This window comes from Burkholderia sp. AU30280 (assembly GCF_020420125.1).
Classification (GTDB): domain Bacteria; phylum Pseudomonadota; class Gammaproteobacteria; order Burkholderiales; family Burkholderiaceae; genus Burkholderia.
In genome coordinates this window covers 553,355-571,754 of sequence record NZ_JAIZRY010000002.1, presented here as the reverse complement: position 1 = coordinate 571,754, position 18,400 = coordinate 553,355, and the positions used below count along the sequence as shown (strand labels likewise).

The 18,400-nt window shown below is 68.3% G+C and carries 14 protein-coding genes; 9 read left to right on the top strand and 5 right to left on the bottom strand.

Annotated features, from left to right (window positions below):
- Nucleotides 1–27: 27 nt before the first annotated feature.
- Nucleotides 28–1,134, bottom strand: coding sequence for a substrate-binding domain-containing protein (locus LGN17_RS06700; protein ID WP_226195630.1), 1,107 nt, complete (start codon nt 1,132–1,134; stop codon nt 28–30).
- A gap of 131 nt (nt 1,135–1,265) precedes the next feature.
- On the opposite strand from LGN17_RS06700, the gene LGN17_RS06695 reads away from it, so the two are divergent.
- The 4 genes from LGN17_RS06695 to LGN17_RS06680 are packed head-to-tail and all read left to right on the top strand — an operon-like array spanning nt 1,266 to nt 6,568.
- Nucleotides 1,266–1,766, top strand: coding sequence for an NAD(P)H-dependent oxidoreductase subunit E (locus LGN17_RS06695; protein ID WP_226195629.1), 501 nt, complete (start codon nt 1,266–1,268; stop codon nt 1,764–1,766).
- On the top strand, nt 1,763–3,340 hold the full coding sequence (locus LGN17_RS06690; RefSeq protein ID WP_226195628.1) for a formate dehydrogenase beta subunit: 1,578 nt from the start codon (nt 1,763–1,765) through the stop codon (nt 3,338–3,340). Before LGN17_RS06695 ends, LGN17_RS06690 begins: the two co-directional genes overlap by 4 nt.
- Nucleotides 3,341–3,357: 17 nt before the next feature.
- Nucleotides 3,358–6,309, top strand: coding sequence for a formate dehydrogenase subunit alpha (fdhF, locus tag LGN17_RS06685; RefSeq protein ID WP_226195627.1), 2,952 nt, complete (start codon nt 3,358–3,360; stop codon nt 6,307–6,309).
- Nucleotides 6,310–6,316: 7 nt separating this feature from the next.
- Nucleotides 6,317–6,568, top strand: coding sequence for a formate dehydrogenase subunit delta (locus LGN17_RS06680; protein WP_175967101.1), 252 nt, complete (start codon nt 6,317–6,319; stop codon nt 6,566–6,568).
- An 8-nt stretch (nt 6,569–6,576) separates the two neighbouring features.
- Here LGN17_RS06680 and LGN17_RS06675 read toward each other — a convergent pair whose 3' ends face one another.
- Complete coding sequence (locus tag LGN17_RS06675; RefSeq protein ID WP_226195626.1) at nt 6,577–8,220, bottom strand: FAD-dependent monooxygenase; 1,644 nt, start codon at nt 8,218–8,220, stop codon at nt 6,577–6,579.
- A 130-nt stretch (nt 8,221–8,350) separates the two neighbouring features.
- Between LGN17_RS06675 and LGN17_RS06670 the strand changes: the two genes are divergently transcribed.
- Nucleotides 8,351–10,192 carry a tetratricopeptide repeat protein gene (locus LGN17_RS06670; RefSeq protein ID WP_413227008.1) on the top strand — a complete coding sequence of 614 codons (1,842 nt, stop codon included), beginning with the start codon at nt 8,351–8,353 and terminating at the stop codon, nt 10,190–10,192.
- 85 nt (nt 10,193–10,277) lie between these two features.
- Here the strand turns inward: LGN17_RS06670 and LGN17_RS06665 are convergent, their stop codons facing one another.
- Nucleotides 10,278–11,573, bottom strand: a complete 1,296-nt coding sequence (locus LGN17_RS06665; protein WP_226195624.1) for an MFS transporter — start codon at nt 11,571–11,573, stop codon at nt 10,278–10,280.
- A gap of 1,008 nt (nt 11,574–12,581) precedes the next feature.
- Here LGN17_RS06665 and LGN17_RS06660 point away from each other — a divergent pair.
- Complete coding sequence (locus tag LGN17_RS06660; RefSeq protein WP_226195623.1) at nt 12,582–12,869, top strand: hypothetical protein; 288 nt, start codon at nt 12,582–12,584, stop codon at nt 12,867–12,869.
- A 74-nt stretch (nt 12,870–12,943) separates the two neighbouring features.
- On the opposite strand, the gene LGN17_RS06655 is transcribed toward LGN17_RS06660, so the two are convergent.
- Together LGN17_RS06655 and LGN17_RS06650 are read right to left on the bottom strand one after the other, a co-directional pair.
- Nucleotides 12,944–13,636, bottom strand: coding sequence for a DUF2968 domain-containing protein (locus LGN17_RS06655; protein WP_226195622.1), 693 nt, complete (start codon nt 13,634–13,636; stop codon nt 12,944–12,946).
- Nucleotides 13,637–13,751: 115 nt separating this feature from the next.
- Nucleotides 13,752–14,942 (bottom strand): gamma-glutamyl-gamma-aminobutyrate hydrolase family protein, encoded by a 1,191-nt coding sequence (locus tag LGN17_RS06650; protein ID WP_226195621.1) that lies wholly within the window; start codon nt 14,940–14,942, stop codon nt 13,752–13,754.
- 280 nt (nt 14,943–15,222) lie between these two features.
- Between LGN17_RS06650 and LGN17_RS06645 the strand changes: the two genes are divergently transcribed.
- From LGN17_RS06645 to LGN17_RS06635, 3 genes are all read left to right on the top strand, one after another.
- Nucleotides 15,223–15,903: a GntR family transcriptional regulator gene (locus LGN17_RS06645; protein WP_226195620.1), complete on the top strand. Its 681-nt coding sequence runs from the start codon at nt 15,223–15,225 to the stop codon at nt 15,901–15,903.
- Between the two features lie 7 nt (nt 15,904–15,910).
- Nucleotides 15,911–17,287, top strand: coding sequence for an amidase (locus LGN17_RS06640; RefSeq protein WP_226195619.1), 1,377 nt, complete (start codon nt 15,911–15,913; stop codon nt 17,285–17,287).
- Between the two features lie 139 nt (nt 17,288–17,426).
- Nucleotides 17,427–17,939 carry a disulfide bond formation protein B gene (locus LGN17_RS06635; protein WP_226195618.1) on the top strand — a complete coding sequence of 171 codons (513 nt, stop codon included), beginning with the start codon at nt 17,427–17,429 and terminating at the stop codon, nt 17,937–17,939.
- Nucleotides 17,940–18,400: the final 461 nt, after the last annotated feature.

Sequence of the window (18,400 nt, the reverse complement as noted above, 5' to 3'; positions counted from 1 at the left end):
CTGCACCGAGGCGCGATCGCGCCCGCGTTACCGGGAATTGCCCGCCGGCGCGCTCGCGCCGTCGCCGCCGGCCAAACCCGTCGCAATGCTCGTCAGCGTTCCGCACGCGGCCGGATCGTAGCCGTCGAGATGCGCGACGCGCTCGACGAAGCGTGCATCGCGCAGCAGCGCCAGTACGCCGGCAAGCGGCCGCGCGTCGAGCCGCGCGCGTTCGCATGCGAAGTAATAATCTTCGTCGACGACCGGGATGAAATCGAGCCCGAAGTGGTGTGCAGCCGGCTCGACGCCGAAGCCGAGATCGGCCATCCCGCTGGCGACGAACGCCGCGATCGCTGAATGCGTGAGTTCGGCCGACGCGTAGCCGTCGATGCGCTCGGGATCGATGCCGATCGCGCGCAGCGCAAGATCCAGCAGCATGCGCGTACCCGACCCCGGCTGGCGGTTGACGAAGCGGATGTCACTGCGCGCGAGATCCGCGAGCCCGCGCACCTGCTTCGGGTTGCCGCGCGCAACGAACAGCCCCTGCTGACGCCGTGTCAGGTGGATCAGCACATGACGCGTATCGTCGAGCCACGGCCGGTAGATCTGTGCGCACTGCGCGCGAAACGCGCCGCGCGGCAGATGGAAGCCGGCCAGGTCGCACTCGCCGCGGGCCAGCGCCTGCACGGCCTCGACGCTCTCGCGATACTTGATGTCGACGGCCGCCTGCGCATCGACGAGCGCGGATACGAGCGTCGCGACCGCGTAGCCGTGCGACGCGTGGATACGCACGGCGCCGTCGCGCTGCGCGAGCCGCCGGTTCAGGTCGCTCGCCACTTCGGCCGCCAGCGTGCGCAGGTTCCCGTCGAGCCGGCTGCGCGCGAGGCGCTGCGCATCTACCACCGCCTGCCCGAGCGCCGACAGCGTCGAACCCTTGCCGCGCGCGGTTTCGATCAGTTCCCCGCCGATGCACGCTTCCAGCGCGCGCAGCATGCCCCACGCGTGCCGGTAGGACAGGCCTTTCGCTTGCGCGGCCTTCGCAATGCTGCCCGTGTCGGCCACGAGTTCGAGCAACGGCGCGACATCCGACAGGCCGGCCGCACGGCCTTCCGTGTCGCGTACGGTCAGATACGCGTCGCATTCGATTCGAATCATTTATGCACTCCGATTTCCTATTGCGACCGCCAAATCTTCCGCTTATCGTTGTTTAAAATCAATCAGAACGAAGTCGCGATGCGCACTATATGAATCTCGAGCGCATATGAGACTTTGGAGGAGCACAACTGATGTCCCCGAATTCCCAAGCGCCCGACGCGCTCGTCGAGCGCCATGCACGCGCCGGCCGGTCGCTCGTGGCGATCCTGCACGCGATCCAGGACGACGCGGGTTACGTGCCGCCAGGCTGCGTCGCGCCGCTCGCCCGAGCACTCAACCTGTCGCGTGCGGAAGTGCACGGCGTCCTGACTTACTACCATCACTTCCGCACCGCGCCGCCCGCGCGCGTGACGATCCAGATGTGCCGCGCCGAAGCGTGCCGCAGCATGGGCTGCGAAGCGCTGGCCGCGCATGCGGAAGTCCGCACGGGTTGCCGGTTCGACGCGGCGCACGGCAATGCCGCCGATGTGCATGCACCGGGTGACGTCGCGCTCGAATCGGTTTATTGCCTCGGACTGTGTGCGCAGTCGCCGTCGCTGACGGTCAACGGCGTGCTGCATGCCAAGGTCACGCCGGAGAAATTCGACGCGCTGCTTGCCGACGCGGTCGCCCACACCCCGGAGGCCGCATGACGACCCGCATCTATGTCCCGCGCGATTCGTCCGCGCTGGCACTCGGCGCCGACGCGCTCGCCGCCGCCATTGCAGCGGAGGCCGAACGTCGCGGCGTCGCCGTCGAACTGGTCCGCAACGGTTCACGCGGGCTGCTGTGGCTCGAGCCGCTCGTCGAGGTCGGCACGGCCGCCGGCCGCGTCGGCTATGCGAACCTGTCGGCCCCCGACGTGCCGGCCCTGTTCGACGCAAACTGGCTCGAAGGCGGCACGCATCCGAGCGGCGTCGGCCTCGTCGACGCACTGCCCTATCTCGCGCGCCAGCAACGCCTCACGTTCGCGCGCATCGGCCTGACCGACCCGCTGTCGATCGACGACTACCTGCAATACGAAGGCCTCGCCGGCCTGAAAAACGCGCTCGCGCTCGACGGCGGCGCAGCGTGCGAAACGCTGATCGAATCAGGGTTGCGCGGCCGCGGTGGTGCAGCGTTCCCGGCCGGTATCAAGTGGCGCACGGTCCGGCAAGCAAGCGCCACGCAGAAATACATCGTCTGCAATGCAGACGAAGGCGATTCGGGCACCTTCTCCGACCGCCTGATCATGGAATGCGATCCGTATTGCCTGATCGAAGGAATGATCATCGCGGGTATCGCGACCGGCGCGACGGTCGGCTACATCTACGTGCGCAGCGAATATCCGCACGCGATCGCCACGCTCGAAGCCGCGATCGTCCGCGCACGCGAAGCCGGCTGGCTCGGCGAGCACGTGCTCGGCTCCGCGCATGCGTTCGAGCTGCACGTCGCGAAAGGCGCGGGCTCGTACGTATGCGGCGAGGAAACGGCGCTGCTCGAATCGCTCGAAGGCAAGCGCGGCGTCGTGCGTGCGAAACCGCCGCTGCCCGCGCTCGCCGGCCTGTACGGGCAGCCGACCGTCATCAACAACGTGATCACGCTCGCAACGGCGCCCGTGATCTTCGCGCGCGGCGCGGCGTTCTATCGCGACTACGGGATGGGCCGCTCGCGCGGCACGCTGCCGTTCCAGCTCGCAGGCAACATCCGCTACGGCGGCCTCGTCGAGCTCGCGTTCGGCGTCACGCTGCGCGAGCTGCTGTTCGACTTCGGCGGCGGCACGGCCAGCGGCCGGCCCGCACGTGCCGCGCAGGTGGGCGGCCCGCTCGGCACCTACCTGCCCGACCACCAGTGGGACGTGCCGCTCGACTACGAAGCGTATGCGGCGATCGGCGCGGTGGTCGGCCACGGCGGCATCGTGCTCCATGACGACACATCGAACCTCGCCGAGCTGGCCGAATACGCGATGAAGTTCTGCGCGATCGAATCGTGCGGCAAGTGCACGCCGTGTCGAATCGGTTCGACGCGCGGCGTCGAGACGATCGCGCGCATCCGCCACGGCGACACGTCGGAGCGGCAGGTCACGCTGCTGCGCGACCTGTGCGACACGATGCTGGCCGGTTCGCTGTGCGCAATGGGCGGCATGACACCTTACCCGGTGCTGTCCGCGCTCGACCATTTCCCCGAAGATTTCGGGCTCGCTGCCGGCAACAATGCCGCGCCGGGTCCGGTCAAGGCTGCGGCCTGACCCAGAAGGAGCCCTGCATGTCCCTCGACACGAACAACGTCCGCCAAGGCGGCTGCGGCTCGGGCCAATGCGCGTGCAAGAGCGCCGCACAGGCGCGCACCCGCGACCCGTTCGACGATACCGACTACGGCACACCCCAGCGGCATGCCGATACCGACGTCACGCTCGAAATCGACGGCCAGCCGGTCACGGTGCCGGCCGGCACGTCGGTGATGCGTGCTGCGATCGAAGCCGGTGTCAACGTCCCGAAGCTCTGCGCGACCGATTCGCTCGAACCGTTCGGCTCGTGCCGGCTGTGCCTCGTCGAGATCGAAGGCCGGCGCGGTTATCCGGCGTCGTGCACGACACCTGCCGAAGCGGGCATGAAGGTGCGCACGCAGTCGGACCGGCTGCAGTCGCTGCGTCGAAACGTGATGGAGCTGTACATCTCCGACCATCCGCTTGACTGCCTCACCTGCCCCGCCAACGGTGACTGCGAGCTGCAGGACATGGCAGGTGTCGTCGGGCTGCGCGAAGTGCGTTACGGCTTCGACGGCGCGAATCACCTGCGCGACAAAAAGGACGAATCGAATCCGTACTTCACGTACGACCCGTCGAAGTGCATCGTCTGCAACCGCTGTGTACGCGCCTGCGAGGAAACGCAGGGCACGTTCGCGCTGACGATCGCCGCACGCGGCTTCGAATCGCGCGTCGCCGCGGGCGAAAGCGAATCGTTCATGGCGTCGGAATGCGTGTCGTGCGGCGCGTGCGTCGCCGCCTGCCCGACCGCCACGCTGCAGGAAAAATCCGTCGTGCAGCTCGGGCAGGCCGAACACTCGGTCGTCACGACCTGCGCATACTGCGGCGTCGGCTGCTCGTTCAAGGCCGAGATGAAGGGCACGCAGGTCGTGCGCATGACGCCGCACAAGAACGGCCTCGCGAACGAGGGCCACGCGTGCGTGAAGGGACGCTTCGCGTGGGGCTATGCCACGCACAAGGACCGCATCACGAAGCCGATGATCCGCGAGAAGATCACCGACCCGTGGCGCGAAGTCAGCTGGGACGAAGCCCTCGCCTACGCGGCGACGCAATTCCGCAAGCTGCAGCAGAAGTACGGCCGCGACTCGATCGGCGGCATCACGTCGTCGCGCTGCACGAACGAGGAAACCTACCTCGTGCAGAAGCTGGTGCGCGCCGCGTTCGGCAACAACAACGTCGACACCTGCGCACGCGTGTGCCACTCGCCGACGGGCTATGGCCTCAAGACGACGCTCGGGGAATCGGCCGGCACGCAGACGTTCGCATCGGTCGGCCAGGCCGACGTGATCGTCGTGATGGGCGCGAACCCGACCGACGGCCACCCGGTGTTCGGCTCGCGGCTGAAGCGGCGCGTGCGTGAAGGCGCAAAGCTGATCGTGATCGACCCGCGCCGCATCGACGTCGTCGACGGCCCGCACGTGAAGGCCACCTACCACCTGCAGCTGCGCCCCGGCACCAACGTCGCGATCGTCAATGCGCTCGCGCACGTGATCGTCACCGAAGGGCTCGTCGCCGACGCGTTCGTCGCCGAGCGCTGCGAGACGCGCGCGTTCGAGCAATGGCGCGACTTCGTCTCGCGTGCCGACAACTCGCCCGAGGCGACCGCCGACGTGACGGGCGTGCCCGCCGAGTTGGTACGCGAAGCCGCGCGCCTCTATGCGACGGGCGGTAATGCCGCGATCTACTACGGGCTGGGCGTGACCGAGCACGCACAGGGCTCGACGACGGTGATGGGCATTGCCAACCTCGCGATGGCGACCGGCAACATCGGCCGCGAAGGCGTCGGCGTCAATCCGCTGCGCGGCCAGAACAACGTGCAGGGCTCGTGCGACATGGGCTCGTTCCCGCACGAGTTGCCCGGCTACCGGCACATCAGCGACGAGGTCGTGCGCACGCAGTTCGAAGCGGCGTGGTCGGCGAAGCTGCAACCGGAACCGGGGCTGCGCATTCCGAACATGTTCGATGCAGCCCTCGACGGCAGCTTCAAGGGGCTTTACTGCCAGGGCGAGGACATCGTCCAGTCGGACCCGAATACGCAGCACGTCGCGGCCGCGCTGTCGGCAATGGAATGCATCGTCGTGCAGGACATCTTCCTGAACGAGACCGCGAAATACGCGCACGTGCTGCTGCCCGGCTCGTCGTTCCTCGAAAAGGACGGTACGTTCACGAACGCGGAGCGCCGCATCTCGCGCGTGCGCAAGGTGATGCCGCCGCTCGCGGGCTACGCGGACTGGGAAGTCACGCTGATGCTGTCGCGCGCGCTCGGCTACGAGATGGACTATGCGCATCCGTCGGAAATCATGGACGAGATCGCACGGCTCACGCCGACCTTCTCGGGTGTGTCGTATGCGAAGCTCGACACGCTCGGCAGTATTCAGTGGCCGTGCAACGAGCACGCGCCGGAAGGCACGCCGACGATGCATATCGACGCATTCGTGCGCGGCAAGGGCAAGTTCGTGATCACGCAGTTCATAGCGTCGCCGGAGAAGGTCACGCAACGCTATCCGCTGATCCTGACGACGGGCCGCATCCTGTCGCAGTACAACGTCGGCGCGCAGACCCGCCGCACCGAGAACGTGCAGTGGCACGAAGAGGATCGCCTCGAGATTCATCCGCACGACGCCCAGGATCGCGGCATCCGCAGCGGCGACTGGGTGGGCATCGAATCGCGGGCGGGGCAGACGGTGCTGCGCGCGCTCGTGACCGAACGCATGCAGCCGGGTGTCGTGTACACGACGTTCCACTTCCCCGAATCGGGCGCGAACGTGATCACGACGGACAGCTCGGACTGGGCGACGAACTGCCCCGAGTACAAGGTGACGGCCGTGCAGGTGCTGCCCGTCGCGCAGCCGTCCGACTGGCAGCAAGCGTATGCGCGCTTCAACGCTGAGCAGCTCGACCTGCTCGAGCGCCGCGCAGCCGCGACCGCCAGCGTGACGGCAGGCAAGTGAGGAAGCGATGGACATCGGACACCTGATCGACATGGCCAACCAGATCGGCGCATTCTTCGAATCGATGCCCGACCGCGACGAAGCGCTGGCCGGCATCGCCGACCATATCCGGCGCTTCTGGGAGCCGCGGATGCGCCGCGCGCTTCTCGCGGCGCTCGACGATCCGTCATGCGAAGCCGCTCAGCGCGCGGCACCGATCGTGCGCGACGCGATCGCCGTGCACCGCGCGTCACTCGTACCCGCCGCGGCGAGCGCCTGACCGCACCGCTACGCGGACCGCGACATGCCCGCGAACCAGCTTTCGCAGTGGCGCAGCAGTGCGTTCGCGTCGGTCGCCGTGCGCCCGCGCGCGGCGACGTAACCATCCGGCCGCAGCAGGTAAAACGACGGCCGCGAGCGGCCGTATTCCTGCGCAAGCCCGGCATCGCCGCCTTCGGCATCGGTGACGCGCCAGACGCGCACCGCATCCGGCATGATGCGTTCAAGCCCCTGCACGAGTGCCTGCGCATCGGCCGGCATCGGCGGCACCGCGCCGGTGTCGGCATCGACCGGCTCTTCCAGCAGCAGCAACGTGAAGCTCGCCGGATCGTGCAGGTCGTATAGCCGCGCCGTTCCGGGCGCCTGACCGAGCGGCCCGTCGAGCACCCGCACGTGCGCGTCGGGTGCCCGCTCGCCTGCTCGCGGCCCGCCGTCGAGCACACGCTCCAGCGTGAGCGGACTCTTCCGGTACTGCACGCCGAGCTCGCTGACCGTGCGCCGCACCACGTCACGCATCGGCCCGAACGACGCCAGCAGTGGCACGACATGATCGCGCAGCAATTTCATCGCGCCGCGCTCGGCTTCGACGATCTGCGTGACGAAACCGGTCTGCCGCAACACGTCGCGCTCGATCGGATGACGCTCTGCGTGATATGTGTCGAGCAGCCGCTCCGGCGTGCCCGCGCCGAGCACGCGCGCGAGCTTCCAGCCGAGATTGAATGCTTCCTGGATGCCGGTGTTCATGCCCTGCGCGCCCGCCGGGCTGTGGACGTGCGCGGCGTCGCCCGCGAAGAAAACGCGGCCGTCGCGCAGCCGGTCGATCATCCGGCTATGCAGGTGAAAATAGGACGACCACGCGAGATCGCTCGGCGCGATCGATGCACCGGCACGAGCACGCACGATCGCGTCGCATTCCGCCAGCGACGGCGTCGGCCCATCGGGCGACGCGTCGCTGCCGGGCGGCCGGTCGGCCACGAGCCGGTAACGGCCGCCTCCCATGGGAAACAGGCCGGCGATGCCTTCGGGCGTCGTGAACAGGTGGATCTCTTCGTCGGGCCAGTCAGGTATCGCCGCGAAATCGGCAAGCAAAAAGGTCTGCTCGAACGCTTGCCCGGTGAAGCCCAGGCCGAGCAGATGCCTGACCGTGCTGTGTGCGCCGTCGGCCGCAATCAGGTACGACGGGGCGAACGATTCGTCGCGACCGTCGGCGCAGCGGATCGACACGTCGAGCGACGCGCCGCCCGCTTCGCACGCGGTCAGCGTCGCGCCGCGCTCGACCGTCACGCCGAGCCGGGCCAGGTGCTCGGCGAGCAGGCGCTCGGTGACGGTCTGGTCGAGAAACAGCAGGTACGGATAGCGCGTTTGCAGCGGATCGAAATCGAGCCGCGCGATCACGCGGCCGTTGGCATGCAGCGCGGCCGCATGCGCACGATGGCCGAGCGCGAGAAACGGTTCGACCGCGCGATGCTGCTCCAGCAGTTCGAGTGTGCGCGGCTGGATGCCGATCGCACGCGAGTGCGGCGCGGGTGCAGCGAGCCGATCGATGACGCGCACCGGCACGCGGGCCCGCGCGAGGCTCATCGCCGCGGCAAGGCCGGTCGGCCCCGCGCCGACGATCAGCACGGGCGGGATATCGGGCAGTGTGTCAGCCATGAGAACCTCGATGACACGCGACCCTGCAAGTCTACGCCGCTCCGCGTGACGGGGCCATATGCCGAACGGCCGATGCGCGGCGGCGCCGCGCGGTGTGGGAAAATACGCGCTTTCCGTCAGTTATCGCGTTATGGATTCCGCATTCGACCGGGCGTATGCCGCACACCGCGCGGGCCGCCTCGCCGAGGCCGAGCACGGCTATCGCAACGCGCTCGCCTCCAACCCCGCCGACGCCGACGCGCTGCACCTGTTCGGCGTGCTGCGGCACCAGCAGGGCCAGCACGCCGAGGCGGCCGATCTCGTCGGCCGCGCCGTCGCGCTGCGGCCGAACGATGCCGCGCTGCAGCTCAATCTCGGCAACACGCTGAAGGCACTCGGCCGGCTCGACGAAGCGGTCGACCGCTTTCGCAACGCGCTGACGCTCGCGCCCGAATTTCCGCTTGCGCACTACAACCTCGGCAACGCGTATGCGGCGCTGCAGCGCCACGACGATGCGATCGATGCATTTGGCCGCGCGCTCCGGCTCACGCCCGACGATGCATCGATCCATAACAATCTCGGCAACGCGCTGAACGCGCTCGGCCGCCACGACGACGCGCTCGCCGCGTTCCGTCGTGCGCTCGAGCTGCGGCCCGGGCATGCGGGAGCGCACAACAACCTCGCGATGGCGCTGAACGCGATGGGCCGCGCCGACGACGCGATCGCGCACTTCCAGGCAGCGATTGCCGCGCAGCCGCGTTTCGTCGCCGCCCATTTCAATCTCGGCAACACGTTCGATGCGGTCGGCCGGCATGCCGAGGCGGCGACCGCGTTCGAAGCCGCGCTCGCGCTGCATCCGCCGTTTCCGCTCGCGCTGTTCGGGCTCGCGAACGCACTGAGCGCGCAGGCACGCCACCGCGATGCGCTGCCCTACTACGAGCGCGCCGTCGGGCTCGATCCGTCATTCAGCCTGGCGTGGCTGAACCTCGGCAACGCACACCACGCGCTCGGTGCGCACGAGATGGCGCTCCGCGCATTCGACCAGGCGCTGCGCGTCGCGCCCGATCTCACGCTGGCACGGCTGCACCGCGCGGTCACGCTGCTGACGCTCGGCGACTTCGCGCGCGGCCTGCCCGCCTATGAAGCGCGCCACGACACGCCGGGCGCGACGCCGCTGGGCACACTGCCGCGCTGGCAAGGCGAGCCGATTGCATCGCGCACGCTGCTGATCCGCGCGGAACAGGGCTTCGGCGATACGCTGCAGTTCGTCCGCTTCGTGCCGCTTGCCCGTGCACGCTGCGCGCGCGTCGTGCTCGAAGTCCAGCCGGAACTCGTTACGCTGCTGGCGCCGGCCGCGTCGCGCTGGCGCGTGACGCTCGTCGCACAGGGCGCCGCGAAACCGCCTGCCGCGGATGTCGCGTGCACGCTGATGAGCCTGCCGTTCCTGCTCGGGCTTCAGACGAAGGAGGACATCGTCGCAGGCTCGCGCTACCTCGATGCGCCCGACGGCGCCGGCCGGCGCTTTCGTGGCTCGCTCGGCGGCCAGTCGAAGCGCAAGTTCGGCCTCGCGTGGTCGGGGCGCCGGCAGACGCAGGAAAACCGCTCGATGCCGTTCGACGCGCTCGCACCGCTGCTCGCGCTGCCCGACATCGACTGGATCGTGCTGCAGCCCGCACTCGACGATGACGAACGCGCGCGCGTCGACGCGCATCCGCGCGTGCATCGGCTCGACGGCCGGCTGAACGACTTTGCCGACACGGCCGCGCTGATCGAGCGGCTCGATGGCGTCGTCACGATCGATACGGCGGTCGCGCACCTCGCCGGCGCGCTCGGCAAGCCGCTGTGGGTGATGCTGCCGTTCGCGCCCGACTGGCGCTGGTTTACCGGCGACGACTGCCCGTGGTATCCGCAGGCCAGGCTCGCCCGCCAACCCGCGCCGGGGCAATGGCTCGACGTCACGGCGGCCATCGCCGGCATGCTGCGCGAAGCCTGAGCGCAGACGAAAAAAAGGGAGCGCGCCGCGCTCCCTTTCTCATTGCAATGCGTGCGGCCGGCGCCGCGCGTTAGCCCGGTGCCAGTCAGGCCGCCTTGTACTGGTTGCGCGCCTCGGACGTGCGATACAGCACGAGTGTCGCAATCAGGCCGCAAATCGCGGCAACGCTCAGCCACAGCCCCGGCGCCGCCTTGTTCCCGGTCTGATGAATCAGCAGCGTCGAGATCGCGGGCGTGAAGCCGCCGATCGTCGTCGCCAGGCTGTATGCGAGCGAGAAACCGGCCGTGCGCACGTCGACCGGCATGACCTCGGTCAGCGCGACGACCATCGCCCCGTTATACGACGCATAAAGGAATGACAGCCACAGCTCGACCGCGAGCAACCGCAGGAACGACGGATCGCCGACGAGCCACAGCACGGCCGGGTAAGCCGTCAACAGCGTCAGTACCGTGAACGCGATCAGCACCGGACGGCGACCGATGCGGTCGGACAACGCACCGGACAGCGGCAGCCACACGAGATTGGAAATCCCGACGCAGACGGTCACGACGAGCGCGTCGAGCGACGACAGGTGCAGCACTTCCTTGCCGAACGTCGGTGTATAGGCGGTGATCATGTAGAACGACACCGTCGTCATGATCACCATCCCCATGCCCGCCACCACGACGCCCCAGTTGTCGAGCATCGAGCGCATGATCTCGCCCATCGTCGGACGATGACGCTTCGCGAGGAACTCGTCGGTCTCCTTCAGCGAACGACGGATCAGGAACAGGAACGGCACGATCAGGCAGCCGATCAGGAACGGGATGCGCCAGCCCCACGCGGTCATCTCTTCGGCCGGCAGCACGCGGTTCAGCAGCACGCCGACGAACGCGGCGAACACGACGGCCACCTGCTGGCTGCCCGACTGCCACGACGTATAGAACCCCTTGTGGCCCTTCGTCGCGATCTCCGACAGATAGACCGACACGCCGCCGAGTTCGACGCCCGCCGAGAAGCCCTGCAGCAGCCGGCCGAGCAGCACGAGTGCCGGCGCGAGCACGCCGATCGTCGCATAGCCGGGTATCGCGGCCACCGTGAGCGTGCCGAGCGCCATCAGCCCGAGCGTCAGGATCAGCCCCTTGCGACGGCCGTGATGGTCGATGTACGCGCCGAGCACGATCGCGCCGACCGGCCGCATCAGGAAGCCCGCGCCGAACACCGACAGCGACAGCATCAACGACGCGAACGCGTTGCCGCTCGGGAAGTAGGTTTTCGCGATGGCCGACGCGTAATACCCGTAGACCATGAAATCGTACATTTCCAGGAAGTTGCCGCTGACGACCCGGAATACGGTGCGAAATTTCGATTCCTGCGCGACGGCGTGTGAAGCTGTGGTCATGTTTTTCTCGCTCAGCTCGGATGGCGCGAATCCGCGCCGTATGGATCCGACGACGCACGCGGCGCCGGGCCGGCGCGCACGGGCATCGCTGCCCACCGGCGGTGCACCGCGCAACGACGCACGCACCGGTATGGTTCGTGCATCATGCCACGCCAACCCGACATTTGCCTTGTGTCTCCCCTGCCGTTGCCGTCGCGGCGCTCTCCTCGTACGAGTCGTCCCGAAACGGATGCAAAAATCAGATTGATCCGATCGACTGGCCTTCGCCGGCTGACCACAATGTCTTGATTTGCAACGACGGTTCCGCGCCGCATCGGCACGGTTGCCCGTGTCACATAGCGCACCGCCCTCATGACCCCATCGTCCCTCGTCCCCGTGACAGGCGCGCTCGCCCGCCCTCGCGTCGCTCCGCTCGAGAACGTACCGTCGTTCGCCCACGACTGGACCTTTCGCGGCGCACCCGGTGCGCGGCCCGGCAGGCACTGCCTCGCGACACTGTCGACGTCCTGCATCGACGTGAACCGGCCGCACCGCGCATGCCGCTGGCAGCCGCTGCCCATCGTGGCGCCGGCACCAACTCATGCGGGGGCGCCGGTTGCACTGCCTGCCGCTGCGGCCCCGTGTTCCCGCCGTATCGCCGGCGGCTTTCGCGACCGGCGCGCGAAGTACGCATTCTGCTGGAGTATCGGCGCGCTCGGCATCATCGGCTGGCTGATTGCCGCGCATGAACCCATTGCGGGATCCGGGCCGGCATACGCGATTCACACGGCCGGTGCTGTACCGGATCACGCGATATCGTCGGGTACCGTGCGGGTCGCTGCGGTTCAGCCGCATACGTCGCCGAGCGCGCCACCGCAGCGCAAGATGGCCGCGCCTGTCGCGACAACGGCCGAATCACCGCCGGCCACGCACCACGTTACGCGTCGTCCCGCATCGCCTCGTCCGAAGGCAACATCCCGCGTGCCGCCGACGGCCACTTCCGCGTCGCCTCGTTCGAGCGGCAAGCGCATGGCGGCGGCGCCGGTCCGAACACCAACCGTGTCGCGGCTGGCCACGCGTCAGCCGATCCGGAGCAGCACGGTCGACGTCCGCACACGCGATCGGCTCGCCGCATCGCCGCGTGCAACTGGCGAAACGCTCGACACGCTCGACGATCCGCTCACACTGATCGCAATGGCAAGCGCCTTGCGCGCCCAGCCTGCCCGCGCAACGCACGCGCCCGCCACCGGTTTCGACTGGACGGCGCAACTGTCCCACCGCCGCCTGACCGATACCCCGGGCGCGTTCGCGCGCTGACGGCCGCACCATAAAAAAACCCGGCGAAGCTCGCTTCGCCGGGTTTTGCTCGTCTCTCTCCGTCCGACGAATCGCTACTTCTGCGCGGGCAGCCCCGTCTCGGTCTGCTTCTCGAGCTGTCGCACCTGCTCCTGGAGATCGCGCAGTTGCATCTGCGCGGCCCGTTTCTCGACCTGCAGCGCCTGCGCCTGCTCCTGCGCCGACCGCTGCCGCTGCGCGACTTCAGCCTGCTGGCTGCGCGCAACGCTCAGGTCGGCCTGCAACTGCTGCGCACGATTCGCCTGCAGCGCAATCACGCGCTCGAGAAACGCCTTCTGTGCCTCCAGCTCGGTACGGCGGATCTCGATATCGGCAAGTCGTACGGTCTGCTGAACGAAGTTCGCGTACACCATCTCCGCGCGATTCTTTTCCTGCGACCGGATCACGCGCCACAGGTGCTTGTCCTGGAACAGCGCGACGTAGTACGTCATCTCGCGCGGATCGAACATCAGGCTCGCACCGTAGCTGCCGTTGTACGTCGTGCGCATCTCGACGATCCGTCCGTCGTGCAGCATCTGCGTCAGCTCGGCGACGTTGCCTTGCGCGGACGCATCCGTCCCAGTCGCATTGGATGCCGCCGCATCGCCGCGCAGGCTCGTGACCGCCGGACGCGTGCCGGCGGCGGGTGCGGTCACGTCGGCGGACCAGGCCGCGCCTGCTTGCGTGCAGGCAACCAGCGCAACGATCCACGTGGCGCATCGTGCAGGGGAAAAATTTCGGAAAGCCAACGTCAGACTCCGGCGAACGAATCGGAACTCGCGATTATCGTTCAAAACGAAACGGCCGCATCTCGAATTTATCGGAATGCGGCCGCCCCTCGTACGACGCGAAGCATGCGGCTAGCTACAGGCGGGTTTCGCGCGCCGCGCGCAGGAACGCATCGAGTAACGGGGTGCAGTCGAGCAGTTCCGAACCGCCGGCCCGATGGAACTCGGGGTGCCACTGCACGCCGACGACGAACGGCGAACGCCGATGACGAATGCCTTCGATGATGCCGTCGCCCGCCGACACGGCCTCGATGTTCAGGTCGCGGCCGAGATCGCGGATCGCCTGATGGTGAATCGAGTTGACGATCGCTTCGCTGCGCCCTGGGAACATGCTCGCGAGCGTCGACGAATCCGGGAAGCGGATCGCGTGACGATGCTGGTCGTAATGCTCGCTCACGTGCGCATTCGCGGTCGGCACATCGGTGGCGATGTCCTGGTACAGCGAGCCGCCGAACGCGACGTTGATCAGCTGGCAGCCACGGCACACGCCGAGGACGGGTTTGCCGGATTCGACGAACTCGTGCAGCAGCTCGAGCTCGTACATGTCGCGCACGCGATCGCCCGGCCATTCCGGGCGCGCGTCGGACGCGGCGTAGGTTTGCGGCGATACGTCGGCGCCACCCTGCAGCAACAGGCCGTCGAGATGCTTCGCGTAGTCGCGCAAACGGATGTTGCTCGGGTGAATCATGCCCTGGTGGCCGACGGTCGGAATCATGAACACGAGCACGTCTCGCGACATCACCCAGTGCGCGATCGATTCCTCGAGATACTGCAGCGTCTTGCCCCGCAGCCCCTTCGCCCCCGGTTCCGGATGGAAGATCCGCGCCGACACGCCGATGCGCAGCGTGCGCTGCGTGATGCGCTGGCCGGCGCGGTCGAACAGCCGACGGGCGCGCGCGGCCACGATCCGGCCGAACACCGACCACGGCGTGTCGCTCTGCTTCAGGTAGGCCGGCGGTGCATGCTGCGCGTTCGCGGGCGGTGGGCGCGGCGTGTCGAAATCGGGCTGTGCGCCGAATCCGGGTGGCGGCGTTCCAGCCTTCGGCGGCGCGACCGCAGCAGCGCCATCGACGGCGGCGCCAGTCGCACCGGACGCACCCGGCCCGGACGCAGCCGTAACCGATGACGCGCCGTCAGCAGCGACGTTCTGCGCGGCGGCCTGGGCTGCGGGCGCATCGGGCGCTTTCGCCGGATCGGTACGGGGAGAATCGGAAGAAACGGAGGAGGTGCCGGGCAGACCGGCCGGGGAAGGCGTGTTTTCGCTCATGACGATGGTCTGGTACGTCGCTCACGCGTATGGATAGACGAGGATTCATTATGCTTCAGCGCACGATCGAGCGGCAAACCGGCAACATCCTGTCGATATTGTTGCAAGTCGGCGACAAACTGCGTCACTGAGCGTCCCCGCCCGGGCGCCGGCAACGCGAGTGCATCACGGCCGGTACTGGACACCAGTGATATATCACAATAATATCCAGACATCGTCCACGCTTCCCGATTGCCTGCGCCATGATCGTGCCCCGTCCGGCCACCGCGCCGCACCCCGCATGAATGCCCTGACCGACGTCACCCGCAAGCGCCCAGCCGCACCGTCGGGCAGCCTCGCCGACCGGGCGTACGCGCTGATCCAGCGCGACATCATCACGATGCGCCTGAAGCCCGGCGCCGCCCTCAACGAAGCCGACCTCGTCGCCCGCACCGGCATCGGCCGCACGCCGGTACATCAGGCCGTGCACCGGCTCGTGCTTGAAGGGCTGCTGTCCGTGATGCCCCGCAAGGGACTGATGGTGCAGCCGCTGTCGCTCGACGACATCATCGCGGTGATCGACGTGAGGCGCATCAACGAAGCACACTGCGCGGAACTCGCCGTGCGCCATGCGACCCCGGACGATCTCGCGCACCTGGCCGCGCTGCTCGACGCTGGGCAGGCGTGCGTCGACACCCACCACGTCGAAGGCATGATGGAACTCGACCGCGCGTTCCACCAGGCGATCGCCACGGCCGCGCGCAATTCGGTCCTCGCCGACATCCTGCGCGCACTGCACGAGCGCTCGCTGCGCTTCTGGTTCGTCACGCTGTCCGAACCTCACCATCTCGCCGATGTCCAGCACGAACATCGCGAACTGTTCGATCGGCTATCCGCACGTGACGCTCCCGGCGCGCGCGCGGCCGTCGAAAGCCATATCGATTCGTTCCGCTCCACGCTTCTTCAACATCTTCGCCCCTGAGCCGCCCATGACCACGTTCACGCCCTTCCCCCCGCTCGCCCAGCTCGCCGCCGACCTCGCCGCCGGCCGGACCACGAGCCGCGCGCTCGTCGATACCGCGCTCGACCGGATCGCCGATCCGTGGGGCCAGGGCGCGGTCGTCTTCACCGAAGTCGATGCCGATAACGCGCGCGCGGCCGCCGACGCGCACGACCGGCTGCGCGCCGCGGGCACCGTGCTGTCGCCGCTCGCGGGCATTCCCGTGTCGGTCAAGGACCTGTTCGACGTCGCGGGCCAGGTGACGCGCGCGGGTTCGCGCGTGCTCGACGGCGCGCCGGCCGCCCGCACAGACGCAGTCGCCGTCGCGCGACTCAAGCGCGCGGGCGCGGTGCTGATCGGCCGCACCAACATGAGCGAATTCGCATTCTCCGGGCTCGGGCTGAATCCGCACTTCGGCCATCCACGCTCGCCGTACCACCGCGACGTGCCGGGCGACGCGCGGATTTCCGGCGGCTCGTCGTCCGGCGCGGCCGCGTCCGTCGCCGACGGGATGGCCGCCATCGCGCTCGGCACCGACACCGGCGGCTCGATTCGCATTCCGGCCGCGCTATGCGGGCTGACGGGCTTCAAGCCGACCGCGAGCCGGATCCCGACGCAAGGCGGCGTGCCGCTGTCGACGACGCTCGACTCGTTCGGCCCGATCGGCCTGACGGTCGCCTGCTGTGCGCTCGTCGACCGGATACTCGCGGGCCTCGAACCGCACGTTCCGGCCGCCCGGCCGCTCGAAGGCGTGCGGCTCGGCGTGCTGACGAACTACGTGACAGACGGCGTCGATGCCGACGTCGTGGCTGCACTCGACGCCGCGCTCAAGCATCTCGAAGCCGCCGGCGCGATCGTCACGGAAGTACGCTTTCCCGCGCTCGACCGGCTGCCGGACATCAACCGCTTCGGCTTCTCACCGATCGAGGCCTACGCGTGGCATCGCCCGCTGCTCGCCAAGCACCGCGACCAGTACGACCCGCGCGTGCTCACGCGGATCCTGAAGGGCGAACCCGCGACCGCGGCCGACTATCTCGACCTGCTCGCCGCGCGCGCGGCGATGCTCGACGAAGCCGCCCACACGGTCTGGTCGCGCTTCGACGCACTCGTCGCGCCGACGGTGCCGGTCGTGCCGCCGCGCATCGCCGAACTCGAAGCGGACGACGCCGCGTTCACGCGCACCAACGCACTGATCCTGCGCAACCCGAGCGCGTTCAACTTCCTCGATGCATGCGCGCTGTCGCTGCCCTGCCATCCGCGCGACGCGGCGCCGGTCGGGCTGATGCTCGCGGCCGCACCGCATCGCGACGACGCGCTGCTCTCGATCGGTCAGGCGGTCGAGGCCGTGCTGAACACGATCCGCTGACCGCAACCAACCGACCGGCGGCGGACAGGAAGTGCGGTGCAGCAGGTTGCCGCACGCGCACTGTCAGTTTCGTGCCAGACCGTTCGCGCTAAAATCTCGCGATTGTTTTCCGGACCGACCCACGAGGAACCCCGCCGACATGAACGACTACACGCTCGCACTCCGCCGCGAACGCCGCCTGCTGATGCTGCTCGGATGGGTGTGCATCGCCCTGCTGGCCGGTGCGCTCTACCTGCAGTACGTGAAGAACGAAGATCCGTGCCCGCTGTGCATCATCCAGCGCTACTTCTTCTGCGCGATCGGGATCTTCGCGTTCCTGGCCGCCGGGATCCGCAACTGGCGCGGCGTCTGGGTGCTCGAGCTGCTGATCGCGATCGCGGCGGCCGGCGGCGTCGGCACGGCCGCCCGGCACCTGTCGATCCAGATGAACCCGGGCTTCAGCTGCGGCTTCGACACGCTGCAGCCGATCGTCGACAGCCTGCCGCCCGCGCATTGGTTCCCCGGCATGTTCAAGGTCGCCGGGCTGTGCGAAACCGTCTACCCGCCGATCTTCGGCATCCTGCTGCCCGGCTGGTCGCTGATCGGCTTCGCCGTGATCCTGATCGCGGTCGTCGCAAGCCTCTGGCGCCATCGCCGCAAGCTCGTGGGCTGACCGGCCGGTTTCGACCGGCCTGCACGCGGCCCGCTCGCCTGCTCGCCCGGGCCACATCCGGGCCGTCACGCGTAAACACCTACTCCGCCACCGCCCGGATCTCCGGGCGAACGCGCATCGTGCGACTTCCGCGCCCCGCCCCGCCACGCCTGCGTTTCAGCCCGATGTGCACGCATCGGCGCCCCGATCCCGCGCGGCGGGCCTATGATCGACATGATCGCCTCCTGATAGCCCGGATCACCGCCCCGCGATGTTCCCGTCGCCCTGCGGTGCTATCTTCATGACTGGATGGCGATCTACGTGCGCGAGGCCAGGCGGTCTCACTCTCCCTGCGTAACGCGCGCCCGATCCGCAATGTCGACTGGATTCATCATGACAACGCAAACCATCCGCATCCGTCACCCTCATGGCGTCCGCGCATCCGGCGGTGCCATCCGCGAACGCCGTCGGCGCGCTGCCGC